A 26,284-nucleotide genomic window follows, 5' to 3' on the forward strand; every position below is an offset into this window, starting at 1 on the left:
TAAGGCATTAAAGGAGGAAAATATATGAAAAAGCAGTGATATTTACTGCATCTATAGGTAGGATCATTAATAGCAAGATATATACATAACATTAATCAAATTTTTAGATAAAAAGGGGGATATGTCGGTGAAGAAAAAGAAATTTATTATTGTAGCAGGAATAGTTATTATACTAGGAGCAGTTGTAGGAATAAAAACGCTAACTAAAGGTCAAAAAGTTGTTCAGGCAATGGCACAGACTACAGCAGTTAAAAAGGAGGATATCGAATCTCATATTCAGTCTACTGGAAAAATATTTTCTATGGACAAAAGAGATGTTGTATCTGACGTAGAAGAGAAGATTGAAAAGATGTATGTGCAAAAAGGTGACAAAGTTGAAAAAGGCCAAATATTAATGAAATTAGAGGAAACAAATATTCAATATAAAATTAAGGATGCAAAGCTAAGACTCTCTATGGAACAGGAGAATCTAAGACAATTAGAAAGAGAAGGAAATACTGAACTTGAAATTAATTTGTCTAATGCAAAAATAAAATATGACGATGCTAAAAATACATATGAGAGAAATAAGGAATTATATGAAGGAAGTGTAATTTCAAAAGTAGATTTAGACAAATCAAAGGATGAGATGGATCAAGCTTATAATGATTATACTTTAGCTGAGGAGAGACTAAAAAATTCTAATCATGAAAATGAGATATCTGTTCAGAAACAAAAGATAGAATTAGCTAAGTTAGAAGTAGAAAAACTAGAAAAAGATTTAGGAAAATACACAATAAAGAGCCCTATTACTGGAACTATTGTAGATACTAATATTTCAGAAAGTGGTATTATAGAGTCCCATATAACTTTAATGTCTATTCAAGACATAGATCATTTAGAAATCATAGTAGATATGAATGAATATGATGCAAGTAAAATAGAAGTGGGAGATAGTGTAAAGATTACAGGAGATTCTTTTGAGGGTAAGGTATATCAAGGGAAAGTTAAATACGTAGGTTCCATTGCAAAGCAAGTAGATGGAAGTCAGGGAAAAGAAAGTATAGTGGAAATAAAAATTGATATTGAAAATACTGATGAATTTTTAAAACCAGGTTTTTCAGCAAAGGTAGATATTTTAACAGAGAAAAAAGAAGGCGCACTGACAGTTCCTTATGAAGCAATATTTACTAAAAAGGGTGGAGTAAAGGTAATCTTTACTGTAGAAGATGGAAAAATAAAGGAAAATGAAATACAAACAGGAGTAGAGAGTGATTTCTCTTTAGAAATCATAGGAAATGTGAAAGAGAATGATGAGGTGATCTTAAATCCAACGGAGGCAACAGTGGATGGAGATGAGGTCATGACAAATAAGGTGATGTAATATGATTAAAATAGAGAATCTAAAAAAAACATATAAAAATGGAAGTATATCTGTGGAGGCTCTAAAAAACATTAATTTAATAGTTGAAGAAGGAGAATTTGTATCTATTATGGGACCTTCTGGTTCAGGAAAGTCCACATTGATGAATATATTAGGATGCTTAGATAAACCAACGGAAGGCATTTATGAATTAGATGGTGAAAGTGTACAACAGATGAATGATAATCAACTTGCTATGATTCGTAATAAAAAAATAGGGTTTATTTTCCAATCCTTTAACCTAATTCCTCGTATAAATGCTTTAAAAAATGTAGAACTTCCTATGATTTATGCTGGGATTTCTGCTAAGGAGAGAAAAGAAAGGGCAATGAAAGCTTTAGAAAGAGTCGGCTTAGAGGAAAGAATGGGACATAATCCCAACGAATTATCAGGTGGACAAAGACAAAGAGTTGCTATTGCCAGGTCTTTAGTAAATGACCCAGCCGTAATTTTTGCAGATGAGCCTACAGGAAATTTAGATACCAAGTCTGGAAATGAAGTGATGGGAATATTCCAGCAGCTTAATGCTGAGGGAGTAACCATTATAATGGTTACCCACGAACCAGATATAGCACAGCATACAAAGAGAATGATTGTATGTAGAGATGGAGAGATTATAGAAGATACACCTGTCAAAGACCAAATTATTCTTGACAGACAGGAGGAGAGGATATGAATATATTCGAAAGTATACAGGTATCATTAAGTGCCATTCTTGCAAACAAAATGCGTTCCCTCCTTACTATGCTAGGGATTATTATAGGTATATCATCGGTTATTACAGTAGTTGCATTAGGAGAAGGAAGCCAGAAGATGATAGACAAAGAATTTGAGCAATTTGGTGCAGGACGAGCATATCTTTTCATGAACTGGAGAGAAAATTATTCCATGAAGGATTTACTAACTCATGGTGATATAGATGTAATTAAGAAAAATTTTGCAGATGACATAGAAGCCATTCTTCCTAGTGTGCAGGATAGGGGAAAGCTTAGATCTAAAAATAAAAAGATTGATGCAATATTAACAGGAGCAAATGAAAATTATATTAAAATAGAAAATGTAGATGTGATTAACGGCAGGTATCTAACAGATGAGGATGTGAAAGGGAAAAGATCTGTAGCTGTAGTAGATAAAGAAATGGCATTGGAAGCATTTGGGAGGACCGATGTATTAGGAGAAAATATAGATATAGAATTTGGAGAAAGTCAATTTTCATTGGTTATAATTGGAGTTTATGAAAAACCTAAGAGTAGACTTCAGGGAATGGGAGAGAAATCCTTTGGAAGTGTATTTGTACCCTATACAACCTTAGAACAAATGATGTGGAGGGGGGATTATATCTGGGATGCTCAGATGAGTATCAGGAAAGGTGCAGATACAAAAGCTATTTCAGATAAGATAATTAAGTTGGTTGAAAGAAGACATGGTAATGAAGGTGAAAATAAATATATGATTCAAACTGCAGAAGGAGAATTAGAATCTATGAATAAAATTACGGGAATTATAACAATGGTTATAGGTGCCATTGCGGCTATTTCCCTTCTAGTAGGTGGAATCGGTGTTATGAATATTATGTTTGTTTCTGTTACAGAACGAACAAGAGAAATAGGTATAAGAAAGGCTATAGGTGCAAGGAGAAGGGATATACTATTACAGTTCTTAGTAGAATCTGTAATTGTATCAGGAATTGGAGGCATAATCGGAACGATTATTGGTATGGGATTAGCTTATATTATCTCAGGATTTATTAATATACCTCCTAGTGTATCCATAGGTACTATTGCTATTGCATGGCTTTTCTCAGCTGGGGTAGGTATTTTCTTTGGAATTTATCCTGCAAACAAAGCATCAAAATTAAATCCTATTGATGCCTTAAGATATGAATAATATTTTTAATTTAGCAATATCACCATTAAATATTTAATGGTGATATTGTTTTTTAATTGTTTTGATAATTAAATAACTATACTAGACAACTATATAGAGATGTAGTATTATATAATTAATGGTAGGACCAGTAAACCAATAGACCAATAAATCAAAATTGAGGATATGGAGGGGACTGATAAAATGGAAAAGAAAAGAAGTACTAAGATATCAATTGTAGGTGCAGGTTCAGTGGGGGCTACAGCAGCTTATGCATTGGTTATGGAAGGCTTAGCTTCGGAATTAGTTATAGTTGATGTTAATAAATCAAAAACAGAAGGGGAAGTTTTAGATTTAAGCCATGGAGCTGGATTTATAAAACCAGTAAATATTAAATCAGGAGAGTACAAGGATACTAAGGATTCAGATATAGTTATTATAACAGCAGGGGCAGCGCAAAAGCTTGGGGAAACTAGAATTGACCTTGTAAATAAAAATATAAAGATACTTGAGTCAATAGTTCCGGAAGTTGTTAAATATAGTCCAAATTCAATACTTTTAATAGTTTCAAATCCAGTTGATATACTAAGTTATGCAGCTTATAAATTATCAGGATTTCCAAAGGAAAGGGTTATAGGATCCGGTACTGTTTTAGACACATCAAGGTTAAAGTATGAGATAAGTAAGAAATTAAATATAGATGCAAGGGATGTTCAAACTTATATTATGGGAGAACATGGTGATACAGAATTCCCAGTTTGGAGTATGACAAATATACAAGGTATTAAAATTGATGAATATGCTAAAAATGTAAATTGTAAATATGACGAAGAATTTAGACATGAAATACACGAAAATGTAAAAAATGCAGCCTACGAAGTTATAAATAGAAAAGGTGCTACATTCTATGCAATAGGTTTATCTATAAAACGTATAGTAGAGGGCATACTTGGTGATGAAAAATGTATACTGCCAATATCAACATTAGTTGAAGATTATTATGGTATAGATGATATTTATCTTGGAATACCAGCTGTTGTTGGTAGAAATGGTATAGAAAAGGTATTGAAAGTAAATTTAAATGATGATGAAGTTAAAAGATTAAAAAAATCTGCAAATGCATTGGAAACAGTACTAAATGCATCATTTTCAGAAAATAAAATAGCAATGTAGTAAAAAATGTCATCTTTATCAATGATAAGGATGACATTTTTTCTTTATATAATGAGTTTTAGTTATTCCTTGAAATAGAATAATTTATTATGTACAATATAATGAGGAATTAATATTGAGAAAGGAAGAAATATTATGTTTACTCCAATTAAAAATACAACTGTGTCTGAAAAAGTTGTGGAACAAATCAAGGAGATGCTTTCAAAAGGAAGTCTAAATAAAGGAGATAGATTGCCATCTGAAAGACAAATGGCTGAAACATTGGAAGTAAGTAGATCATCTGTAAGGGAAGCATTAAGGGAATTGGAGATGATGGGATTAATCGAATCTAGACAAGGGGAAGGAAATTTCATTAAAAGTAATTTTGAAGACATACTATTCGAGCCATTCTCTACAATCTTTTTAATAAAAGAAAGTAATGCGACAGAAATATTAGAACTTAGAAATGTAATAGAAAAAGGAACTGTATTATTGGCAGCTGAACGGATCACAGAAGATGAGTTAAAGGATATAAAAAAGATTTTAGATACTGCCGAAAACTCAGATTCAGAAGATGAACTAGCAAAACTTGATATAATCTTTCATTATAAAATAGCACAAGCAAGTAAGAATTTTCTTTTGCAAAGTATATTAAATGCAGTCTCTTCTCTTATTGAAGCATCAATAAAGGATATAAGAAAAAATATAATGATAAAGGCGGAACATAAGGAAATAATAAAGAAACAGCATTTAGATATATATAATTCCTTAGAGACTCATAATCCGAAAACTGCTGAAAAAGCTATGTCAAATCATCTTGATTTTGTCAATAATGAAATGAAAAAATCTATAGTATAAATGGTATCTTTATTAATTAATAAGGGTACCATTTTATTTATATTTAAGGAAACTACTAGGATTGCCGATATTAATTATAACAACTAAAGATTGGGGGATTCCTATGGAGATAAAATTTGAGTATGAGGGGATTGATGGTTTAAATATAGATACAATAGCCGTCATCGGAGAATTCAATAATTATAATCCAGAAAAAGGACAGATGGTCAAGGATAATAATACTTGGGTTTTTAATCAAGACCTTCCACCAGGAGAACATAAATATAAATTTCTCATAAATGAGGAATTAAAGCTTAATGATCCAACAGCTAATATATATTTTCCAGATGACAATGAAGAGCTTTGGTCAGTGATTATTATAAATGATAAAGATCAAAGGCTTTACAATAATAATCAATATACAGTACATGTGAATAAGTACAATATAAGTTCAATCCTAAATGAAGAGGTCACTGCCAATAAGAAGAACTTTAATACTCTGTTGGATAAGAATGTAGTTACAAGATTTGAGTTTACCGATGTAACAGGGTTACATACAGTAACCACTGCATGGTATACACCAAAGATGGAATTATTTCAGATTGTAGAAAATAATTTGTTGACAGTACCAAAAGAGAATAAGCCAATAAATATGTGGTTTTGGATGGACTTAGAAGATAAGACTCGTCAATATCCTTATGGGGTGTGGACAATGAAGTTATTTATAGATGGGCAATTTATTTTAGATGATAAATTTACATTATCAGGAACAAGCTCATATTCAGCACAGGGAAAAATAAAATATTAATTATAAAAGGAGTTGAAAGCTATGATAAAATCTACTGATAATATTAATAGTTTAGGTTCCATAAATAATAGCATATATCAATTAAAATTAAAAAAAGCAAATAGTAATTCTAAAACCAATGTAGAAAGAGATATTAAAGAAGTTGAAAATGATTATAGAGAACTAATTGTAAAAAATGCCAGTATCAATAATGAGGCATCAGACAAAGTGAAGAATACAACTAAAAGCTCTATAAGTTCTTTCTTTAATTCAGTATCTAGTTCATTTTCTATGGCATTAAGTACCGTAAGAAATGTAGGAAAAACTATTGTTTCAATAGGTAAAAGCATAAAAGGAACAGTAGTTTCAGTTTCCAATACTGTCAAAGATGCATTTAGTTCAGTAAGTAAGAACATAGAGGATGTTTCCAAGTCAGTTATGGAGAAGAAAAATCAAACTACTTCTCAAATATCAAATACTTATAAAGATGTGTCTACTACTTTATCAGAGTTAGAGCAAGCCGCAAAGGAAATTATGGATTCTGCTACATCAATGGCTGGGGAAACAGTAAAAACTGCGGTTTCCATAGGTAGTGATGTTATGGAAATAGTAGGTACAGTTGGAGTTACAGCAGCTAATATTTCAGTTGTAGTAAACAATCCAGCTAGTGGAATTATAAAAAAAGGAATAGAAACCATAGGATTTATAAAATCAGGTGTGGATTCTATAAAAGAACCAATAAAAAGGATACCGCAGACATTTTCAACTGCTGTGAAAAATATTAAAGAAGACTACAATAATATTGTAAACATAGTAAAGGATTCAGAGGAGAAGGTTAGGACAGTTAAAAATGCAATAATATCAGTTGGAAAAGATGTAATAAATTCAGTGAAAACTGTAGCTTCTGAAATAAAAGTAGCTAGTATAGAAATAATGGATACCATAAAGACTTCTGCTGCTGATGTAAAAACTGCAATCAATAAGGGCTATGATGAAGTGGCACAAATATATAATGACACTAAAAATAATGGCAATGATACAAATATTGAACCTGTATTAGCCTAGTGGAAATAAGGTATAAGAGAATAAAAGGTAGAGTAGGAGTATTATCTTCTACTCTATCTTTATTTACCTTGAAGATTAATCAATATATGGTGTATAATATCCATATGTCTATAAATATAATATATAGGATGTGATAACAGAAATAATTTAAAAGTTTTAAAATATAGGGGGATCGATTTGTGGAAACAATAATGTTAATAATAAAGTCAATAATATTGGGTATTGTGGAAGGGCTAACTGAATTTTTGCCAGTTTCTTCAACTGGACATCTAGTTATATTTCAAAATTTAATAGGTTTTAATGGAACAAACTCAAGTTATGTTGAGATGTATACATATGTTATACAACTAGGGGCAATATTAGCAGTAGTTATTCTCTACTGGAATAAGATAAAAGAAACTCTTATAAACTTTTTCCCACAGAAAGTAGGATATGAGAAATCTGGTTTCAGATTCTGGTTCATGATATTTATTGCTTGTATTCCTGGTGGAGTTTTTGGAATATTATTAGATGATTTAGCAGATAAATATTTATTTAAGCCTGTAACCATAGCTCTAACTTTATTCTTTGGCGGTATTTGGATGATATATGCTGAGAAGAAGTTTAGAAATAGCAGAAGTAAAGGCAGAAAATTAAATGTCACAGCAAAACAAGCAATTACAATTGGATTGTTCCAATGTTTAGCCATAATTCCAGGGATGTCTCGTTCAGCTTCAACAATTATAGGTGGATGGGTATCAGGACTTTCAACTGTTCAAGCTACGGAATTTTCATTTTTCTTAGCAATTCCTGTTATGGTAGGAATGAGCTTTTTAAAGATATTGAAAATTGGAGGTATAGCTATTCTTACAGCCCCTGAATTGATTTCCTTAATTGTAGGGTTTGTAGTATCTTTCATAGTAGCTTTATTTGTAATCAATAAATTTATCTCATATTTAAAGAAAAAGCCTATGAGAATATTCGCAGTATATAGAATGGTATTTGCAGTAATTGTATTGATAGCAGGATTCGCAGGAATATTTAAATAAAATAGATTTGACTAATATAGGGATAAGGCAGTTAATTGCACTATCCCTATAAATTTATAATAAAATTATACAAAGACTTTTGTCATGGGAAGCCTCATAAGATACTACGAGAAGACCACTTAAACTTCAAATGACTCAGATGTTTTTATTAAGTTTTCTAATAGAAAAGGGAGTGATTAAAGTTGAAACTTTGTAGGATTAATAAAAAGGTAGTTCTTGTTATATTAATAATAGGATTAATATTTTTGGGAAAGCACATTTATGATGAGAACATTCCACCAAGACCATTTTTCAAATATAATGATAGCTTATATGTAATGCTTAACCCTTTAGAGATAAATATTCAGGATGTAGAACAGCTAGAAAACATTATGACAATTAAAGAAGAAGTGAAAGTTTATCCTAAAAACAACGGGCAAGCATATAAGATTCCTAAAGAGACAAATATTTATAAATCAAATAAAGAGATAAATTCACTTGGCATTAATACCTTGTATTGCAAGCTTGATGAGCAATGGTTCTATTGCCTGCTGTCTATTAAAGAATAATTGGTTTTAAATAGCAAAAGTCCATTATGGTATACCATAATGGACTTTTGCTATTTGCTTTAATTCATGCAAGTATTATTAGAATATGATAAAATAATAATAAATTCAAACCAAGAAAAATCGAGTAGGTGATAAAATGACTGAGCATTATATTGCAGACTTTCAAAATATTGCTGATATCATGAATGAAGAAATTACTTTTATTGAAGAATCGGCATCTATTGAATCTACTTTAATAGAAATGCTTATAAATTCAAAACATGAAGTTGTAATAGTAAAAAATTGCAATGATAAATATAATTATAATAATGTATTAGGAATTATTACGATTTCAGATATTGGCAGATTAGTTAGAGAAAAAGTAAATATAAAAGATAAGATTGGAAGATGGACAAGTGGTAATATAGTAACTATCAGTATAGAAGAAAATATAAGAACATCAAAAATTATTATGAAAGAAAGTGGCATGGAAAGATTATTAGTTCTAAGGGGAGAAAAAATAGTTGGTATGCTCACTCCCTTAGAGTTATTTAGGCATCAAGATCTTAAAAAAGATGAGATAGAGCTTCAATTAAGGCTTATACTAGGTAATCTTCATGAAGCTGTATGTGTAATAAACACTTCTGGTACAGTTACATTTTGGAATGGCAGTGCTGAAAAGTTATATGGCATAAAGACAGAGGAAATAGTAGGAGCCCATATTGAGAGATTCTTTCCCAATGCCTTGCTTCTTAGGGCTTTAAAAGAAAGAAGAAACTTTGAGAATCTAAAGCATACACCTAAAGATGAGTCTGATGTTATAATATCTGCTATACCCCTTATATATAAAGAAGAAGTAATAGGAGCAGTATCTACTGATAGAGATCTTAATGAAATCACCAATTTATATATGGAATTAGATAGGGAGAAGACAAAGGTAGAACTTCTGAAGCAGCAAATGAAGGAAATAACCCAGGATAAATATTTCTTTGGTAAGATTATTGGCAAATCTAAGGCATCAATTGATGCTATGACCATAGCAAAACAAGTGGCTAAAACAGATGCCAGTGTACTTATTACTGGGGAAAGTGGAACTGGTAAGGAAGTATTTTCAAGGGCAATACATCAAGAAAGTGATAGAAAAGGAGATTTCATTCCAGTAAATTGTAGTGCTATACCTTCAAACCTTTTGGAATCCGAATTGTTTGGATATGTAGAAGGAGCTTTCACAGGTGCATATAAAAAGGGAAGGGCAGGAAAGTTTGAATTAGCCAATGGAGGAACTTTGTTTCTAGATGAAATTGGTGATATGCCATTACTTATGCAAGCAAAACTTCTTAGAGTATTACAAGACGGCATTGTCTATAGAGTAGGAAGTGGGAAACCTATAAAAGTAGATGCAAGGATAATCGCTGCAACAAATAAGGACTTACAGCAACTTATGGAGGAAGGTAAGTTTAGAGAAGACCTTTATTATAGACTAAATGTAGTATCTATACGAATTCCACCGCTTCGTGAGAGAAAGGAAGATATACCAGAACTTATAAATGATTTTATTGCAGAGTTTTCTGAGAAGAATAACAAGGATGATATACATATATCTCCTGAGGCAATGAAGATATTATCAGATTATCATTGGAAGGGTAATATTAGGGAACTGAAAAACACCATTGAAAGATTAGTAATTTTATCTAAGGATAATATAATAGAGAGTAATGATATACCAGTAGAAATTATAAATAGTATGAATATGAATTCCTTTATAAATTTAGATATAGATAATTCCTTTGACTTAAAGAAAGCAATGGAAAACTTTGAAAAGAATATAATTATAGATGCCTTAGCTGCAGTGAAAGGTAATAAGGCTCAAGCAGCAGAGTTATTAAATATAAAAAGATCTACCTTATACTATAAATTAGAGTTATATGATTTGATGTAGAATATTAAAGGATTTTGTTTTTATTATAATGAAAATTTAAACTTTATACATATCAGAGAAGATAGATTATTATAGTGTCAATTATTTGACATAGTATTACAAAAAACTGACACTTAAATTTACAGCTATTTTAAGGTATCAAAAATGGTAATATTAGTATTAATATGTATAAAATTTGTCAATGACTGGATTTATATAAAAAATATCTATAACATATAAGAATTTTATAGACCAAGATTATGTCAGGAATCTGACACAATCTTGGTCTATTTTATTTTTAAATTAAAAGATAGTTCATAAGTAAAAAATTCAATTATTATTATTTCAACCTATAATGCTGAATAAATGAGGATTATGACATTTATATAATATAGAGCATAGTAAATATATTGATATTACAAACTTATGGCATAATATTTGCATTATAAATAATGAAAGATAATTATCAACATTTACTGTTGGGAGGGAAAGAAATGGCATTATATCGAATTCTCCTAAAGCAGCATGTAGGCGCTCCTTGTACAGCTACTGTAGGAATAAATGATGAAGTATTAAGAGGACAATGTATTGCTGAACCAAATGGCCTCGGAGCTAAGATACATTCTAGCGTGTCAGGCAAGGTTATAAGTATAACGGAAGAAGCCATTGAAATAGAAGGAGAAGTTATAGATAAAGAAGATTATGTGAAAATAAAAAAATGTAATTCCATAGCTGACACTGCCTATGAAGCTGGAATAGTAGGTGCTGGCGGAGCAGGATTTCCATCTTATATAAAACTTAAATCAGAAATACCAGATGGTTATGTCATTGCAAATTGTGTAGAATGTGAACCTATTTTAAATCATAATATAAGGCTTTTGGAAGAAAATCCAGAGATAGTTGTAAAAGGCATAAGGTATGCTATGGAATCTACAAAGGCTCCAAAGGGATATATAGCAATAAAGGCTAAAAATAAGAAGGCTATTGATTCATTAAAGAATGTAATTGGTGAGGCAAAGGATATTGAAATAGAAGAGCTTAGGGATATGTATCCTATGGGTGAAGAGAGGGCAATAATTCATGAAATCTTTGGTACATGGCTTACCCCAGAACAGCTGCCTATTGAATCCAAATCTGTAGTTATGAATGGAGAAACTTTAGCAAATCTTACACGAGCCGTTGAAGATTTAAAACCTGTAATTGATAAGGATATTACAGTGGGAGGTAAATTAAAAAGTGGTAAGGAATCTAATATATTTTTTCAAATGCCTATTGGAACTCCTATAGTTAATCTTATTAATGAATGTGGAGGTATTGACGGAGATTTTGGTGAAGTAGTAATTGGAGGACCTTATACAGGAAAGTCTGGAGATATTCATAGTTCTGTAGTCACTAAAATATCTGGAAGTGCCATAGTCACTATTCCTTTACCAGAATTTAATGGACCAATTGGACTCCTTGTATGTGCATGTGGGGCAGATGAAACTAGACTTAGGGATATAGCTAAGAAGATGAAATCAGAAGTTGTAGCCGTAACAAAATGTAAAAATCTCATAGAAGTAAGAGGCATAAACAAATGCTTAACACCAGGAGATTGCCCTGGACAGGTTCAAGGAGTGATGTATCTTAAAAAGAATGGTGCTAAGAGAATTTTAATATCAAACTGTAGTGATTGTACAAATACTGTAATGTGTTGTGCTCCTAATATGGGTATACCAGTATATCATCATACTGATCATATATTTAGAACAGTTGATCATGAACTAACGAGAAGACTTCCCATGGAATAAGGGAAATAGATTTTATTGAGGAGGTATGAATATGTCAATAAGCGCTGAACAAGCACAAGAACTTAAAAATGAAGTTGCCGTAGTATGCTGTAGAACAGAAGAAGGAACCATAATATCAGCAGATAATCTAGAAGACCCAAATATATTTCCTGACCTTGTAGATTCGGGACTACTTTCAATACCAGAAAATGTTGTAAAAATAGGACAGGTTATTGGTGCTAAACTTCTAAAGACTATTGATTCCTTAACACCTATAACACCAGAGATTGTAGAGGGGATAAAGGATGAAGAATTAACTGATATAAGTCCAGAGGACATTTTAGATTCAGATGAAAAGGCAGTTTTTAAATTTAATATGAAATCTGGAGATATAATTAAGGCAACTGATTTAGAATCTCCAATGAATTTTGAGAAACTGGAAGATTCACTCCTTATTAAACTTAATGATGGAGTATTAACAAGAGGAGAAGTTATTGGAGCAAAGCTTAATCAAGATGTGCCAGCCCTTACACCTGTTACTCCAAATATGCTAGAAGGGTTTATTATAGAATCTAAACATCAAGAAACACCTGTTATAGGAAGTACTGTACAAGGTGGAGTATTAAAAATAAAAATTGCTGAAGGAAAAGGAATAGATATCGAGGTCCCATTGGGAGGCTATTCAATATCACCAACTTCAGTAATGCCAGTACAGAATGTAGCAGCAGAAGTTACTTCACAGTCAGAAATAGTAGAGACAAAGAATATGGAAGCTCCTCCTAAAGAAATTAGGAGACTTGTTAAAAAACATTTCCAAATAGACGAAGTTAAATTCGGAGCAGAAACTAAAATTGATGGAACTACATTATATATTAGAGAAAACATTGGAGAAGATGCAATAAAAGTAGATGAATTAGTTAAAAAAATAAAGGTAGAAATAATTACGCCTGATAAATATAATATGTATTCAGAAACCATAATGGATGTCCAGCCTATAGCTGCAAAGGAAGAGGGAAGTAAATTAGGTACAGGAGTAACTAGAGTGCTTGATGGTGTAATTATGATGGTAACTGGTACTGATGAAAATGGAGTTCAAATTGGGGAATTTGGTTCATCAGAAGGTATTCTTGAAGAGAATATTATGTGGGGAAGACCTGGGGCTCCTGATAAAGGTGAAATATTTATAAAAACTGAAGTTGTAATTAAAGAACATACTAATATGGAAAGACCAGGACCTCTTGCAGCACATAAAGCTACAGATTTTATTACACAAGAGATTAGAGATGCATTAAAGAAAATAGATGAGTCCTTAGTAGTAAAAGAAGAAGTATTTGTTCAGACAAGAAGACCTGGAAAGAAAAAGGTTGTAATAGTTAAAGAAATCATGGGGCAAGGTGCAATGCATGATAATTTAATTCTTCCTATGGAACCAGTTGGAGTGCTAGGGGCTAAACCAAATGTTGACCTTGGTAATGTTCCTATAGTTTGTTCACCATTAGAAATATTAGATGGAGCTATACATGCACTTACTTGTATAGGACCTGCATCTAAGGAATGTTCAAGACATTATTGGAGAGAGCCTCTTGTAATGGAAGCACTTAAAGATGAAGAACTGGATCTATGTGCAGTTATACTAGTTGGAAGTCCTCAAATCAACTCTGAGAAATTCTATGTATCTGAAAGAGTTGGTATGACAGTTGAAGCTATGGATGTTGATGGTGCCTTTGTTACTACAGAGGGATTTGGAAATAACCATATTGATTTCGCCAGTCATATTGAACAAATAGGTATGAGAGGAATACCAGTAGTTGGCTCATCATTCTGTGCAGTTCAAGGTGCATTAGTAGTTGGTAATAAATATATGACACATATGATAGACCATAATAAATCAGAGGCAGGAATTGAAAATGAAGTATTATCCTGTAATACATTGACTAAAGAAGATGCTATTAGGGCTGTTGCTATGCTAAAAGCTGCTATTGCCAATGAACAAGTAGCTCAGCCTGAGAGGAAATGGAATCCAAATGTTAAGGAAAATAATCTAGAGTTAATAGAGAAAGCTGTAGGAACTAAAATTGAGAGACCAGATAATGAGACTTCAATTCCTATGAGTGATAAAAGAAGAGAAAAATATAGTTAATAGAATTAGGGTGTTGAAATGAAATATATTGATAATGTAAGGTATATGGAAGGTATTATTGTTGAAGTAAGTGATGGTGCTGTAAGTATAGATTTTAAAGGAAGATTAGGATTTTTAAAAATTCCAATGAGAATGTTAATTACTGACTATCCTCTAGAATTAGGTCAGGAAGTTTGCCTTAATATGAGTTATGTAGAGGTTTTGAATCCAATACCAAATGAGAAATATATAAGTAATTTAGACAAGAAAAGGAATAAGGAGGTATAAAGATGAGTCTAACAGTAGTGAAGGGATTACAATCTGAAATATTCGTACCAATTACACCGAATCCAGTATGGACTCCTGTGACTAAAGAGTTAAAAGATATGAGCGTTGCTTTAGTTACAGCAGCTGGGGTTCATGATAAAAAAGATAAAAGATTTAATCTTGCAGGAGACTTTTCTTTTAGAGAAGTTAGAGATACAACTCCATCTAGTGAATTAATGGTATCTCATGGGGGATATGATAACGGAGATGTAAATAAGGATATTAACTGTATGTTTCCAATAGATAGATTGCATGAACTTGTTAAGGACGGCGTAATTAAAGCTGTTGCTCCAGTTCATATTGGTTTTATGGGCGGTGGAGGTAATCAAGAGAAATTCAAAAATGAAACCGGACCTAAAATTGCAAGTATACTTAAAGAAGAAGGAGTAGATGCAGTACTGATGACTGCAGGATGAGGAACTTGCCACCGCTCTGCCGTGATTGTGCAGAGAGCGATTGAGGAAGCAGGTATACCTACTATTATAATAGCTGCCCTTCCTCCAGTAGTAAGACAGAATGGTACTCCTAGAGCCGTTGCTCCATTAGTACCTATGGGAGCAAATGCAGGAGCTCCCAATGATGTAGAAATGCAATATAATATTTGTAGAGAAACATTACAAAAACTAATAGAAATTGATACTCCAGGGAAAATAGTTTCACTTCCATATGAATATATAGCGAAGGTTTAAGATAAATAATAAATTTATCAGAAATGGATTGCAGATATATGAAATATAGCTGTAATCTTATCTGATAAATAGTTATAATGAAAGAGGAATGATGATAAAATGTTTGAAAAGGATGAAATTGAAAAAAGGAGACTTGTGATAAAAAGTTTCCATATAGATAAAGTAGAGATTTCATCTAAAACATCTATTGAAGATGGGACCTTAACAATAAATAAAATATTAATTGATGAAATATTAAAATCAGAGCCTTTAATTGAAAGGATAGAACTAAATATAATAGAGCCAGGAGATCATAATAGATGGACTAATAGCATAATGGATATAATACCTATATCTACTAAGGTTTTAGGAGGCTTAGGTGAGGGCATTACTCATACCATTACAGGGGTTTACTTTATGCTTACGGGAGTTGATGCCGAAGGAGTTCAAGTTGCAGAATTTGGTTCATCGGAAGGAATATTAAAGGACCAGTTATTTTTAAATAGGGCTGGTACTCCAGCAGAGACGGATATTATTATTTCCTTTGGTGTGGTGCTTAAAGCTGGAGAAGGGCATCATAGACCTGGGCCAACAGCTGCTCATAGAGCCTGTGATAAAATGGTACAGGATATTAGAGAAGTTCTAAAAAGGTTAAAAGGCAATAGTTATACTGAAAGACATGAATACTATGATGTAGTAAGATCTGGAAAGAAAAAGGTAGTTATAATAAAACAAGTTGCTGGACAAGGTGCCATGTATGATACTCAATTATTCTCAAAGGAGCCATCTGGATTTGCAGGAGGACGGTCTATAATAGATATGGGAAATATGCCTGTTATACTTAGCCCCAACGAGTATAGAGATGGTGCAATAAGAGCTATGCACTGATTAAAGGATGGTGTATATATATGGGAATTGGACCTTCAACAAAAGAGACTACTCTACACCATTTTAGAGATCCAATATTAAAGATAGTCTCTAACGATAAGGATATTGAGTTATTAGGAATTGTTATTGTAGGAACACCTCAAGATAATGAGGAAAAATATTTTGTTGGTAAGAGGGCTGCTGCTTGGGTAGAGGCCATGAGAGCTGACGGAGTAATAATATCTGCAGATGGTTGGGGAAACAGCCATGTAGATTATGCAAATACCATAGAAGAAATAGGAAAGAGAAACATCCCAGTAGTAGGAATTAGTTTTGTTGGTACTCAAGCTCAATTTGTTGTAAAGAATAGATATATGGATACTATAGTAGATATTAATAAATCTAAGGATGGAATAGAAACGGAAGTAGTTGGAGAAAACACATTATCAGAATTGGATGCTAAAAAAGCCTTAGCATTGTTGAAATTAAAGATGAGAAATAAAGAATAGAAATTAGTGTATTATCCATATAAAAGATTGTTAAATGTCAAACTATAATTAAAGGAGAAGGGGACATGAAATTTAGTAAAAGTTTACACGCAATTGATTCACATACAATGGGAGAGGCAACTAGAGTAATAACCTGTGGTTTACCAGTTATATCAGGTAAAACTATGGCAGAGAAAAAAGAGTACTTAGAAAAAAATTTAGATTATATAAGAACAGCTGTAATGCATGAACCAAGAGGTCATAGTGATATGTTCGGTTCTATAATTACTGCCCCGACTTTGCCAGAGGCAGATTTAGGCATAATATTTATGGATGGTGGCGGATATTTAAACATGTGTGGTCATGGAACTATTGGTGCATCTACTATTGCAGTAGAAACTGGAATGGTAGAAGTTACTGAGCCAATTACAAATATAGTATTAGAAGCACCTGCTGGGTTAGTTAAAGCCCAAGTAAAGGTTGAAAATGGAAAGGCTAAGGAAGTTTCTGTAATTAATGTACCTTCCTTCTTATATAAAAAAGATGTACAAGTAGATGTACCTGATATAGGAAGGGTAACATTTGATATTTCTTTTGGAGGCAGTTTCTTCGCCATAGTAAAAGATACAGAATTAAAAGTAGATATTGATTCAAAGAATACTAATATTATAATTGAAAGAGCAATGAAGCTAAGAGAGATTATTAACAAAGAAATCCAAGTACAACATCCAACACAATTACATATAAAGACAGTTGATTTGGTTGAAGTATATGGAAATCCCAAGAGTGAAGATGCAGATTATCAGAATGTAGTAGTTTTTGGAGCAGGTCAAGCAGACAGATCACCTTGTGGAACTGGTACAAGTGCTAAGATGGCAACATTGTATGCTAAAGGAGAATTAGGTATTAATGAATCTTTTGTATATGAGAGTATTATAAATACTAAATTCAAGGGGAGAGTCCTAGAAGAAACTACAGTTGGTGAATTCAAAGCTATAATACCTGAAATAACAGGAGCGGCTTTTATAACAGGATTTAATCATTTTGTAATTGATGATGATGATCCAGTAAAGTATGGATTCCTTTTAAAGTAAAATCAAAAATCATCCTTGATTAATCAAGGATGATTTTTGATTTTGTTTATTTTAACATAGAATTTAAAAACCATATATTTTTGCTGTAATATGCAACATAGTCTTCAAATATAGCAACAGTTTCAAAATCTCCTTCTTCATCGGATATATTTCTGATATTAGTTGCTAGCTCTTTCATTAACTTCATATCCTTTTTGATAATTTCTAAAGATTCTTTTACTGAAAATTCTTTTGCTTTAATTTCTTCAATATCAGCTTTTTCTAGATATTCAGATATAGTTGATATTGGCATTTCATTTTTCATTTTCAATAATTCTGCTACTTCATCTAGATTTTCAAACAATTTGTCATAAACTTCTTCTGTAAAATTATGAACTTGCATAAATTGACTTCCTACTACATTCCAGTGAATATTATGCATTTTTACATTCAATACAGCCAAGTTTGATAAATATTTTTGTAATAAATCAATATGTTTCATAATATATACCTCCTTAAAATTTTTAATTTATATAAACATTAATTAATATCTTTTATTAACTATATTATATGATAAAATATAAGTAACAAAAAGGCACAAATATGTTCGTAGGGGTGAAATTGTGAAGAATAAAATATATAATGGATTTGAAATTGTACAGGATTTAATTAAGCTTAGATGGGTACCTGAAATACTCAAGTCTATTCAGCTTGGGAATCAAAGATATAGTGATATTTTAAATAGTATCCCATATATGAGTCATACTGAATTAAATAGGAAATTATCCATACTTGTAGAGAAGAAAGTTATAGATAAAAGAATTGAGGATAATAATACCTGCTATTCCTTACTTAACTTTGGTAAGGATTTAGTGCATATATTTTATCACTTGGAGGATTTAGAAGACAAGTATTTTCAACATTCTTAGAGAAGTTTAATATAAAAATAATTTAATCCTATTAAAATTACTAATTTTAATAGGATTATTTATATTTTATTCTATTCTATTCTATAATTTTATACTATTTATCTGCAAAGCCTTTTTTACGCCAATTGCCTTTTTTATAGAAGATTGCAGTTATAATTGCTCCCATTGTCCAAGAAATTAGAAGAGAAACAAATGTAGACTCAGGTCTGCCTGTTGGATATGCTTCACTTCTTGTGAAATAAGCAATACTATAAGCTATTGGGACACGAAGAACAACTGTAGAAATAAGAGAAATCCACATAGGGGTTACGGTATCTCCAGCACCACGCATAACTCCAGATAAACATTGTGTTACAGCCATTGCAATATAACCTACGGCAAGGATTCGCATCATATGCATACTTAAATCAACTAATTCGATTGTGTCAGTAAAAACTCTCATAAGATATCTGCCGAAGATTAAAATCAAAATAGTTATTACAGTGGAAACTCCAACGGCTATCATAGTACCATCTTTAGTTCCTTTTTCAACTCTATCAATTTTCTTAGCTCCTATATTTTGTCCAGTATATGTTGTCATTGCACTTCCAAAAGAAAAGTTTGGCATCATGGCAAAGCCATCTACACGCATAACAATTACATTACAAGCTATAACCATTTCTCCGAAACTATTGGTTAAGGATTGAACAACAATCATTGCAAGAGAAAATATTGCCTGTGTAAGACCAGATGGTAATCCAAGTTTTATAAGTCTATAGGAAAACTCTTTGTCTAATTTCAGAGTTGACCAGTTTAAGTCAAAGCTATTTTTCATTTTAATTAGTTTAATTATACAGAGTATCGCTGATATTCCTTGTGCAATAACAGTTGCTAGAGCAACACCTGGAACTCCCATATTTAGTCCAGCAACGAACCAAATATCAAGTACTACGTTTAAAACTGTAGAAACAAGTAAAAATATAAGTGCCGATAAAGAATCACCAAGTCCACGAAGAACGCCAGCTAAAATATTATAATAAGCAAATCCTGCAATGCCTAAGAAATAAATAATAAGATAATTTGCACACCAGTCAATGATAGTATCTGGTGTATTAAGAAAAGAAAGCAATGGGCGGGTAATAATAGGGCCGATAATCATAATAATTATAGATGCAATAAGAGTTAAGGTTATACATATGCCAATAGTATGAGAAAGCTTTTTTCGGTCCTTAGCTCCAAAGTACTGTGATACCATTATACCTGCACCTACGGCAATTCCAACAAAGAGTACAAGTAAAAGATTTAATATGGGAGATGCACTACCTACAGCAGCAAGTGCGTTATCACCTACATATTTACCAACAATAATGGAATCTGCAGTATTGTAAAACTGTTGAGCTATATTGCCAATCAACATTGGTACTGCAAATTCGGTAATCCGCTTCCAAGGAGTACCTTCTGTTAAATCCTTGGGAGAAAATAGATCTTTAAATTTTGCCATATATCTACCTCCTGAATTAAGTTAATAAGATATAAAATATTCTATTGTATAGCAAGTAAAATTTAGTTTATAATAATTATTACAACTTGTCAATGTGAAATATAAAGATTAGTTTGATAATTATTAAAATAAGATTATTTTGAAGAAGATATAAATTTACATAAGTATAGGGGATGGTTAAGAATCTTTAACCATCCCCTAATACTTAAACTGAGTATTTGGAATTTATTAATATTTAATAAATTTTGAACCGTCAGCATTACAGATACTGCATTTTCCTGGTACGGATTTTTCAATATTTCCGCAAATTGGACATAGGTAGTAGAATACTTCTTCTGTTTCAGCAATGTTTTCTAAAGCTTCTTTGTATAATTTTGCATGAACTTTTTCAGCTTCCATTGCATAAGTAAAAGTTTGAACTGCTGCTTTATTTCCTTCTGCTTCTGCTGCTGCTATGAATGGTGGATACATAGTTTCAAATTCATAAGTTTCTCCATTAACTCCATCTTCAAGATTTTCAGCAGTTGAACCAACTTTACCTGCTACTTGGAAGTGTCTAAGAGCATGAATAGTTTCAGCTTCTGCAGCTGCTTTAAATAATTTTGCAGCATTTAATTTTCCTTCACTTTCTGCTTTCTTTGAATATGATAAGTACTTTCTATTTGCTTGTGATTCTCCAGCAAATGCATCCATAAGATTATTAATTGTTTTGTTATTTTCCATTTATATCTCCTCCATTTTATTTAATTAATATTTTTAAAAGACTGTTTTGTCTTTATATATCACTATTTTTTTGAATACATGTTGGACATATACCTTTAAAATAGACATCTCTATGGTTAATTTTGAAATTGTCTAAACCCTTTATAGTTAATGAATCAAAGTCTACTTCAAAATCAAATATTTTCCTACAAGACTCACATTTAAAATGTCCATGATTGTTAGTTGCAATATCGTATCGAGTTTCATTATCTTCTATTGTTATGACCTTTACTAGGTCGGCATCTATTAATGTATTTAAAGTATTATAAATAGTTGTTTTTGATAATGTAGGGACTTCCTTTTGTAAATCAGTATATATTTGATCTACAGTAGGATGGGTTCTATGATTAATTAAATACTCTAAAACCTTTAGCCTTTGGTGAGAAAGACGAATTTTTTTATTTTTCAATTCATTAGTTAATTCTTCAAAAGCTATATTCACATATCTCACATCCTTGATATATTAGGACTATAATCATTACGTGGAATGATTACTAACTTGTAATGATTACAATATAATTATAGTTGTAAATTCATTAGATGTCAAGTAAAAATTTAAATATATTTTGTTTTATAGGATTTTCTTTAGAAATCCATATATTATGGTTTGGTTTTAAAATAGTATTTGTACTTATAATAAGTACTCTAAAAGTAGAGGAGATAGATGGAAATCAGCGATATTAGAAGTGTTGGCTATTAGAAAAAATTATATACAATGATACATAGATAAAGGAGATTGAATTTAAACATGTTCTAAAGATGGTTTCAAGATTGAGATAAGATAAGTAAAAATATTTAACTAAATGATAGAATTAAATATCTATAATATAAGTTAAATACTCCTAAGATTTATAGAAGAGATGAAATAAAGTTTGAATATATGGTATCATTTAGAATATACACTGTTAAAATTCAAGTAAAAGTATTAAATAATAAAATCTTATAAAATGGGGGGAGTTCGCTGAGTGATGTATTAAGAACAATATAATATAGGGGAAGGGGTTGGGGATAAAGTGGAAAATATAAAAATAAAGAATCCAAAAGTAAAAAAGAATGTTATAATAATTGCTTTCATTTTATTAACCTTATTAACTGTTAGATTATATAAGGACAATAGAAGATTAAAAAATAGAATAGCTTCATTTGATAAACATACAATGGATATGACAACTATATTTTTACCAAAGGATTGGATTTTGCCAATATTATCTGAGAAACCGATTGAACTTAAGTCATTATATCAATTAGATGGAATATTAATGATGTCTAATTCACTTTTTGTAAACGATTTTGGATTAACTGAATTTACGAAAATCGATTATTTTGAGAATACAAGAATAGGCGTTCAAAGATTAATTAAATTAATAGAATCCAATGCTGATGATAAAGAGATTGACAAGTTAGTAAATGAACTTATTGAAATGCAGAATGATATTCTTGAAAATCCTTTAGATATAACTAAATAAATTTTAATTTTAATCGAATTTTTAATTGGAAGAATAAAATAATATAAATAGGCAAAAACTCAAACATATGTTTGAGTTTTTGCTATTACTATGGTATAATTTACCTAAAATAATCGGTGATGAGGTGTTAGCGGTGGATGTCTTAGAGAAGTTAAAGATATTGTCTGATGCAGCTAAATATGATGTTTCTTGTTCATCTAGTGGAAGTAATCGAAAAAATAAAAAGGGTGGATTAGGAGATGCTAGTCTAGCTGGTATATGTCATAGCTGGTCTGATGATGGAAGATGTATTTCCTTATTAAAGATTCTTATGACTAATTATTGCATTTATGATTGTGCTTATTGTATTAATAGATATTCCAATGATTTACCTAGGGCAATTTTTACACCAGAGGAGATAGTTGATTTAACTATAAATTTTTATAAAAGAAATTATATAGAAGGTTTATTTTTAAGCTCTGCTGTATTTAAATCTCCTAACTATACAATGGAAATGCTCCTTCAAGTAGTTAAGAAGCTTAGAGAAGAAGAAAATTTCAATGGATATATTCATACAAAGGCAATACCTAGAGCAGATGAGGATATTGTTAATAAAATAGGCAGATATGTGGATAGAATGAGTGTAAACATAGAGTTACCCACAGAGGAAGGACTGAAACTTTTAGCACCCCAAAAGAATAAAACAAATATTTTAAAACCTATGGGCTTAATTAAAACTGGAATTACTCAATTTGTAGAAGAAAAGAAGAAATTTAGATTTAGTCCTAAATTTGTTCCAGCAGGTCAGACTACACAATTAATAGTAGGCGCAACAAAGGATAATGATTTAAAAATCCTTAGATTGTCTGAAGGATTATATAATTCCTATGGTCTTAAAAGAGTATATTATTCAGCTTTTATACCTGTATCAAATAATCCTAAGCTTCCAGTTATTAAATCCCCGCCTCTTCTAAGAGAAAATAGGCTTTACCAAGCAGATTGGCTTCTTAGATTTTATGGATTCGAAGCTAAGGAATTATTAGATGAAAATAAGCCAGACTTTGATTTAGCATTAGACCCTAAATGTGATTGGGCGCTTCGCAATATTCATCTGTTTCCAGTGGAGATAAATAAGGCAGATTATACTATGTTGCTACGGGTTCCCGGCATTGGAGTGAAATCTGCGATTAAAATAGTTCAAGCCAGAAGATTTTCAGCTATAGACTTTTATGATTTAAAGAAATTAGGAATTGTACTTAAAAGAGCCCAGTATTTTATTACTTGTAAGGGAAAATACTACGGTTTAAAATCTATGGATAGTCAAATAATCCGCAATCAATTAGTAGAGGGTCCACCAAGAGAAAAAAATTATCAACAACTATCTTTATTCGACCAAGTATCCCTTGAAGATAAGTATATTCAAATAGGAGGACAACTCTAATGTTACATTATATTTATGATGGTAGTTTCGATGGACTCTTGACTTCAATTTATGAAGCTTATTATAGAAAAGAAAATATTGATGATATAATACCAGAGGATAGTATGGAAGAAAATTTCCTAATGCAAAAAGTATTTATTTCAACAGACGGAGAAAAGGCTAGAAAGGTATATGAATCCATAGAAAATAAGATTTCAAAGGAAGCTTTGAAGAGAGTATTCTATTCATATTTATCTGAGTTACCAAAGCATGGAATAACAATACTTAAATATCTTCAATTAGGATTTAAAATTGGGGCACAGGTGAACTCTAATTTATCAAATGATATTATATTAAAAATAGATAATATTAATTACAAGGTAGCTATGGAGAAACATAGAATGCTGGGACTTATTAGATTTAAACAACTTGAAAACGGAATACTATATTCTTCCATAGAACCGGATTACAATATCATAGGATTACTTGCACCACATTTTGCTTCTAGAATGATGAATGAGAACTGGGTAATACATGATATAAAGAGAGGAATAGGGGTATTCTATAATAAAAAGGAGTGGGTTATTAAGGATATAGAAGTTACAGATTCTTTAATAATAAAAGAAGAAGAGGAGGAGTATCAGGAGCTTTGGAAAGTGTATTTTAAATCCATAGCCATTCAAAATAGAGTTAATCCTAAGTTGCAAAAAAGAAATATGCCAATGAGATATTGGAAGCATTTAGTAGAGAAATAATATAAGATATTCCTATAATAATGGACAGTGATGATTTTCTTCCTTTAGGGAAAAGAGTTTTTAAATTTTTTTCTGAAAATAAAAATGGAAAAGGGATACCTTAAGATTTAATTTTAAGGTATCCCTTACTATATCATTAGTTGTTTTTAAAATAGTCTAATGGTTCAACGGCTTCACCATCTTTTCTTACTTCAAAATGTAAGTGAGGACCAGTGCTGGCTCCAGTCGAACCTACTTTTGCAATAGCTGTACCAAAGGTTATTTCATCATTTTCTTCAACAAGAAGTTCAGAACAATGGGCATATACTGTGGCTAAATTGTTACCATGGTCAATAATTATTGTTTTACCATATCCTCCTTCATATTGTGAAAATACTACCTTACCATCTGCTGCTGCTATAATAATTTCCCCTTCTTCTCCAGGAATGTCAATACCAGTATGGACCTTTTCCATTTTTGTAACAGGATGAACTCTCTTACCAAATGGTGCAGAAATCTTTGTGTAATTAGGTACAGGCCAAATCATTTCTAGGAGCTGAATATCTTCCATATTTGTTACTATGGAATTATTTAAACTATTATCAGCCACTGCTTTAATATTTCCATTACTTAAAAATATACTAGTCATTAACATAAACACCAAAATAGTAACAAAAGATAATTTATATGAACCTTCTTTAAATTTCTTTATCATTATAATCCTCCTTTTTAGATCCTTTTTCTTATTTATAAATTCTGTAGTAACAATCTTATATGATTTTGTTTTACTTCTCTCCAAGAGATTGATTATACATAGACCATAGTCCTCTTTTTCATCTTCTTTGAAAGATGAAAGAGCCAATGCATCGCAAGCAATTTCACAGTCATTTTTCATTCTGTAAAGACCATACCAAATAATAGGATTAAACCAATAAACTATCTGTAAAATATATATAAAGGTATAAAGAAATATATCCTTTCTTTTATAATGTGCCAATTCATGTGAGATAACGTATCTTAAATTATCAATATCAATCTTTTTTTCTATATCATAAGGTAATAATATACAGGGATTAAAAAGACCATATAAGCAAGGTGAATAGACAAAAGGTGATTTATAAGCCTTTAAGGATATTCTTATATTAAGTTTTCTTTGGCTTTCAATTAATATTTGTTCAATATATTCTTCTACAGATGTTTGACTAAGTTTAATTAAATATCCATATTTTATATTGGATACTATGAAATTTAGTGTCAATATTAAAATGCCTAAAATCCATATACTTGGGAATAAATACTTAATTGAGAAATTAGAGGAGATCCTAAGTAGGCTTTGCTGACTAAGACCATTATTTAACCATTTAATAATTTCTGATTTTGTTATGGTATAATCAGGTTTTAATATAGCATTATAAGGATTGATTTTAGAAAATATATTAAATAATCTTAGATTCATATTAGATAAAGTCAGCCTTATAATAAGTAAAAACCAAAGTAAACATTGACCTTTAGCTCCAATTTTTTCTCTAAATATCTTTTTCACTAATAAAATAATTCCAATTAAAAGACTAGATTTGATTGAAGACTCTAAAATTGTATAAAAAAGCTTTGTAAGTATCAT

The 26,284-nt window shown here is 31.0% G+C and carries 27 protein-coding genes; 22 read left to right on the plus strand and 5 right to left on the minus strand.

Translation table 11 applies throughout. The features are described 5' to 3' along the window. Positions 1–127 precede the first annotated feature (127 nt). The 18 genes from ABWP20_RS08425 to ABWP20_RS08505 all read left to right on the plus strand — a co-directional run bounded on the left by ABWP20_RS08425 (position 128) and on the right by ABWP20_RS08505 (position 17,914). Positions 128–1,363, plus strand: a complete 1,236-nt coding sequence (locus ABWP20_RS08425) for an efflux RND transporter periplasmic adaptor subunit (protein ID WP_353095353.1) — start codon at positions 128–130, stop codon at positions 1,361–1,363. A gap of 1 nt (position 1,364) precedes the next feature. After that, complete coding sequence (locus tag ABWP20_RS08430) at positions 1,365–2,078, plus strand: ABC transporter ATP-binding protein (RefSeq protein WP_353095354.1); 714 nt, start codon at positions 1,365–1,367, stop codon at positions 2,076–2,078. Beyond that, a complete protein-coding gene (locus ABWP20_RS08435) occupies positions 2,075–3,289 on the plus strand; it encodes an ABC transporter permease (RefSeq protein ID WP_353095355.1) in 1,215 nt (404 codons plus the stop codon). The genes ABWP20_RS08430 and ABWP20_RS08435 overlap by 4 nt, the downstream gene beginning before the upstream one ends. A 183-nt stretch (positions 3,290–3,472) precedes the next feature. After that, on the plus strand, positions 3,473–4,441 hold the full coding sequence (locus tag ABWP20_RS08440; protein WP_353095356.1) for an L-lactate dehydrogenase: 969 nt from the start codon (positions 3,473–3,475) through the stop codon (positions 4,439–4,441). A gap of 135 nt (positions 4,442–4,576) precedes the next feature. After that, positions 4,577–5,278 carry a FadR/GntR family transcriptional regulator gene (locus ABWP20_RS08445; RefSeq protein ID WP_353095357.1) on the plus strand — a complete coding sequence of 234 codons (702 nt, stop codon included), beginning with the start codon at positions 4,577–4,579 and terminating at the stop codon, positions 5,276–5,278. Between the two features lie 103 nt (positions 5,279–5,381). Then, positions 5,382–6,065, plus strand: coding sequence for an early set domain-containing protein (locus ABWP20_RS08450; protein ID WP_353095358.1), 684 nt, complete (start codon positions 5,382–5,384; stop codon positions 6,063–6,065). A gap of 21 nt (positions 6,066–6,086) precedes the next feature. Next, on the plus strand, positions 6,087–7,109 hold the full coding sequence (locus tag ABWP20_RS08455; RefSeq protein ID WP_353095359.1) for a hypothetical protein: 1,023 nt from the start codon (positions 6,087–6,089) through the stop codon (positions 7,107–7,109). Positions 7,110–7,288: 179 nt separating this feature from the next. After that, a complete protein-coding gene (locus ABWP20_RS08460) occupies positions 7,289–8,137 on the plus strand; it encodes an undecaprenyl-diphosphate phosphatase (RefSeq protein WP_353095360.1) in 849 nt (282 codons plus the stop codon). A 182-nt stretch (positions 8,138–8,319) separates the two neighbouring features. Continuing rightward, positions 8,320–8,685: a hypothetical protein gene (locus ABWP20_RS08465; RefSeq protein ID WP_353095361.1), complete on the plus strand. Its 366-nt coding sequence runs from the start codon at positions 8,320–8,322 to the stop codon at positions 8,683–8,685. Between the two features lie 136 nt (positions 8,686–8,821). After that, positions 8,822–10,603 (plus strand): sigma-54 dependent transcriptional regulator PrdR, encoded by a 1,782-nt coding sequence (gene prdR, locus ABWP20_RS08470; RefSeq protein ID WP_353095362.1) that lies wholly within the window; start codon positions 8,822–8,824, stop codon positions 10,601–10,603. Between the two features lie 473 nt (positions 10,604–11,076). Further along, positions 11,077–12,372, plus strand: coding sequence for a proline reductase-associated electron transfer protein PrdC (gene prdC / locus ABWP20_RS08475; protein WP_353095363.1), 1,296 nt, complete (start codon positions 11,077–11,079; stop codon positions 12,370–12,372). 31 nt (positions 12,373–12,403) lie between these two features. Beyond that, positions 12,404–14,491, plus strand: a complete 2,088-nt coding sequence (gene prdA, locus ABWP20_RS08480; RefSeq protein WP_353095364.1) for a D-proline reductase (dithiol) proprotein PrdA — start codon at positions 12,404–12,406, stop codon at positions 14,489–14,491. An 18-nt stretch (positions 14,492–14,509) separates the two neighbouring features. Then, positions 14,510–14,758, plus strand: a complete 249-nt coding sequence (locus tag ABWP20_RS08485; RefSeq protein ID WP_353095365.1) for a CBO2463/CBO2479 domain-containing protein — start codon at positions 14,510–14,512, stop codon at positions 14,756–14,758. 2 nt (positions 14,759–14,760) lie between these two features. Further along, positions 14,761–15,213 carry a glycine/sarcosine/betaine reductase selenoprotein B family protein gene (locus ABWP20_RS18455; RefSeq protein WP_503012519.1) on the plus strand — a complete coding sequence of 151 codons (453 nt, stop codon included), beginning with the start codon at positions 14,761–14,763 and terminating at the stop codon, positions 15,211–15,213. A 27-nt stretch (positions 15,214–15,240) separates the two neighbouring features. Beyond that, positions 15,241–15,486, plus strand: a complete 246-nt coding sequence (locus ABWP20_RS18460; protein ID WP_503012520.1) for a hypothetical protein — start codon at positions 15,241–15,243, stop codon at positions 15,484–15,486. A gap of 99 nt (positions 15,487–15,585) precedes the next feature. Continuing rightward, on the plus strand, positions 15,586–16,353 hold the full coding sequence (gene prdD, locus ABWP20_RS08495; RefSeq protein ID WP_353095367.1) for a proline reductase cluster protein PrdD: 768 nt from the start codon (positions 15,586–15,588) through the stop codon (positions 16,351–16,353). A 20-nt stretch (positions 16,354–16,373) separates the two neighbouring features. Further along, entirely contained in the window at positions 16,374–16,841 is a 468-nt protein-coding gene (locus tag ABWP20_RS08500) for a glycine/sarcosine/betaine reductase component B subunit (protein WP_353095368.1), read from the plus strand. Between the two features lie 65 nt (positions 16,842–16,906). Continuing rightward, positions 16,907–17,914 (plus strand): proline racemase, encoded by a 1,008-nt coding sequence (locus ABWP20_RS08505; RefSeq protein ID WP_353095369.1) that lies wholly within the window; start codon positions 16,907–16,909, stop codon positions 17,912–17,914. Positions 17,915–17,960: 46 nt separating this feature from the next. Here ABWP20_RS08505 and ABWP20_RS08510 read toward each other — a convergent pair whose 3' ends face one another. After that, a complete protein-coding gene (locus ABWP20_RS08510; protein WP_353095370.1) occupies positions 17,961–18,395 on the minus strand; it encodes a Dps family protein in 435 nt (144 codons plus the stop codon). A gap of 121 nt (positions 18,396–18,516) precedes the next feature. Here ABWP20_RS08510 and ABWP20_RS08515 point away from each other — a divergent pair, with 121 nt between their 5' ends. Beyond that, positions 18,517–18,822: a winged helix-turn-helix transcriptional regulator gene (locus ABWP20_RS08515; RefSeq protein ID WP_353095371.1), complete on the plus strand. Its 306-nt coding sequence runs from the start codon at positions 18,517–18,519 to the stop codon at positions 18,820–18,822. 94 nt (positions 18,823–18,916) lie between these two features. Here ABWP20_RS08515 and ABWP20_RS08520 read toward each other — a convergent pair whose 3' ends face one another. From ABWP20_RS08520 to ABWP20_RS08530, 3 genes are all read right to left on the minus strand, one after another. Further along, a complete protein-coding gene (locus tag ABWP20_RS08520; protein WP_353095372.1) occupies positions 18,917–20,302 on the minus strand; it encodes an MATE family efflux transporter in 1,386 nt (461 codons plus the stop codon). A gap of 228 nt (positions 20,303–20,530) precedes the next feature. Further along, positions 20,531–21,025, minus strand: a complete 495-nt coding sequence (locus tag ABWP20_RS08525; protein ID WP_353095373.1) for a rubrerythrin family protein — start codon at positions 21,023–21,025, stop codon at positions 20,531–20,533. Positions 21,026–21,077: 52 nt separating this feature from the next. Continuing rightward, entirely contained in the window at positions 21,078–21,506 is a 429-nt protein-coding gene (locus ABWP20_RS08530; RefSeq protein WP_353095374.1) for a Fur family transcriptional regulator, read from the minus strand. A gap of 571 nt (positions 21,507–22,077) precedes the next feature. On the opposite strand from ABWP20_RS08530, the gene ABWP20_RS08535 reads away from it, so the two are divergent. From ABWP20_RS08535 to ABWP20_RS08545, 3 genes are all read left to right on the plus strand, one after another. Beyond that, positions 22,078–22,530, plus strand: coding sequence for a hypothetical protein (locus tag ABWP20_RS08535; RefSeq protein WP_353095375.1), 453 nt, complete (start codon positions 22,078–22,080; stop codon positions 22,528–22,530). Between the two features lie 133 nt (positions 22,531–22,663). Next, positions 22,664–23,950: a putative DNA modification/repair radical SAM protein gene (locus ABWP20_RS08540; RefSeq protein ID WP_353095376.1), complete on the plus strand. Its 1,287-nt coding sequence runs from the start codon at positions 22,664–22,666 to the stop codon at positions 23,948–23,950. Then, positions 23,950–24,684: a TIGR03915 family putative DNA repair protein gene (locus ABWP20_RS08545; protein ID WP_353095377.1), complete on the plus strand. Its 735-nt coding sequence runs from the start codon at positions 23,950–23,952 to the stop codon at positions 24,682–24,684. Before ABWP20_RS08540 ends, ABWP20_RS08545 begins: the two co-directional genes overlap by 1 nt. 136 nt (positions 24,685–24,820) lie before the next feature. On the opposite strand, the gene ABWP20_RS08550 is transcribed toward ABWP20_RS08545, so the two are convergent. Beyond that, positions 24,821–26,284: a M56 family metallopeptidase gene (locus tag ABWP20_RS08550; protein WP_353095378.1), complete on the minus strand. Its 1,464-nt coding sequence runs from the start codon at positions 26,282–26,284 to the stop codon at positions 24,821–24,823.

Origin of the sequence: Tissierella praeacuta, from assembly GCF_040396155.1 — a bacterium.
Lineage (GTDB): Bacteria > Bacillota > Clostridia > Tissierellales > Tissierellaceae > Tissierella > Tissierella praeacuta_A.

Excerpts from the sequence above, each read along its gene's own strand:
- ABWP20_RS08430 (WP_353095354.1), top strand. The coding sequence starts at position 1,365 with ATGATTAAAATAGAGAATCTAAAAAAAACATATAAAAATGGAAGTATA.
- ABWP20_RS08435 (WP_353095355.1), top strand. The coding sequence starts at position 2,075 with ATGAATATATTCGAAAGTATACAGGTATCATTAAGTGCCATTCTTGCA.
- ABWP20_RS08440 (WP_353095356.1), top strand. The coding sequence starts at position 3,473 with ATGGAAAAGAAAAGAAGTACTAAGATATCAATTGTAGGTGCAGGTTCA.
- ABWP20_RS08445 (WP_353095357.1), top strand. The coding sequence starts at position 4,577 with ATGTTTACTCCAATTAAAAATACAACTGTGTCTGAAAAAGTTGTGGAA.
- ABWP20_RS08450 (WP_353095358.1), top strand. The coding sequence starts at position 5,382 with ATGGAGATAAAATTTGAGTATGAGGGGATTGATGGTTTAAATATAGAT.
- ABWP20_RS08455 (WP_353095359.1), top strand. The coding sequence starts at position 6,087 with ATGATAAAATCTACTGATAATATTAATAGTTTAGGTTCCATAAATAAT.
- prdR (WP_353095362.1), top strand. The coding sequence starts at position 8,822 with ATGACTGAGCATTATATTGCAGACTTTCAAAATATTGCTGATATCATG.
- prdC (WP_353095363.1), top strand. The coding sequence starts at position 11,077 with ATGGCATTATATCGAATTCTCCTAAAGCAGCATGTAGGCGCTCCTTGT.
- prdA (WP_353095364.1), top strand. The coding sequence starts at position 12,404 with ATGTCAATAAGCGCTGAACAAGCACAAGAACTTAAAAATGAAGTTGCC.
- ABWP20_RS08485 (WP_353095365.1), top strand. The coding sequence starts at position 14,510 with ATGAAATATATTGATAATGTAAGGTATATGGAAGGTATTATTGTTGAA.
- ABWP20_RS18455 (WP_503012519.1), top strand. The coding sequence starts at position 14,761 with ATGAGTCTAACAGTAGTGAAGGGATTACAATCTGAAATATTCGTACCA.
- prdD (WP_353095367.1), top strand. The coding sequence starts at position 15,586 with ATGTTTGAAAAGGATGAAATTGAAAAAAGGAGACTTGTGATAAAAAGT.
- ABWP20_RS08500 (WP_353095368.1), top strand. The coding sequence starts at position 16,374 with ATGGGAATTGGACCTTCAACAAAAGAGACTACTCTACACCATTTTAGA.
- ABWP20_RS08505 (WP_353095369.1), top strand. The coding sequence starts at position 16,907 with ATGAAATTTAGTAAAAGTTTACACGCAATTGATTCACATACAATGGGA.
- ABWP20_RS08510 (WP_353095370.1), bottom strand. The coding sequence starts at position 18,395 with ATGAAACATATTGATTTATTACAAAAATATTTATCAAACTTGGCTGTA.
- ABWP20_RS08520 (WP_353095372.1), bottom strand. The coding sequence starts at position 20,302 with ATGGCAAAATTTAAAGATCTATTTTCTCCCAAGGATTTAACAGAAGGT.
- ABWP20_RS08525 (WP_353095373.1), bottom strand. The coding sequence starts at position 21,025 with ATGGAAAATAACAAAACAATTAATAATCTTATGGATGCATTTGCTGGA.
- ABWP20_RS08545 (WP_353095377.1), top strand. The coding sequence starts at position 23,950 with ATGTTACATTATATTTATGATGGTAGTTTCGATGGACTCTTGACTTCA.
- ABWP20_RS08550 (WP_353095378.1), bottom strand. The coding sequence starts at position 26,284 with ATGATACTTACAAAGCTTTTTTATACAATTTTAGAGTCTTCAATCAAA.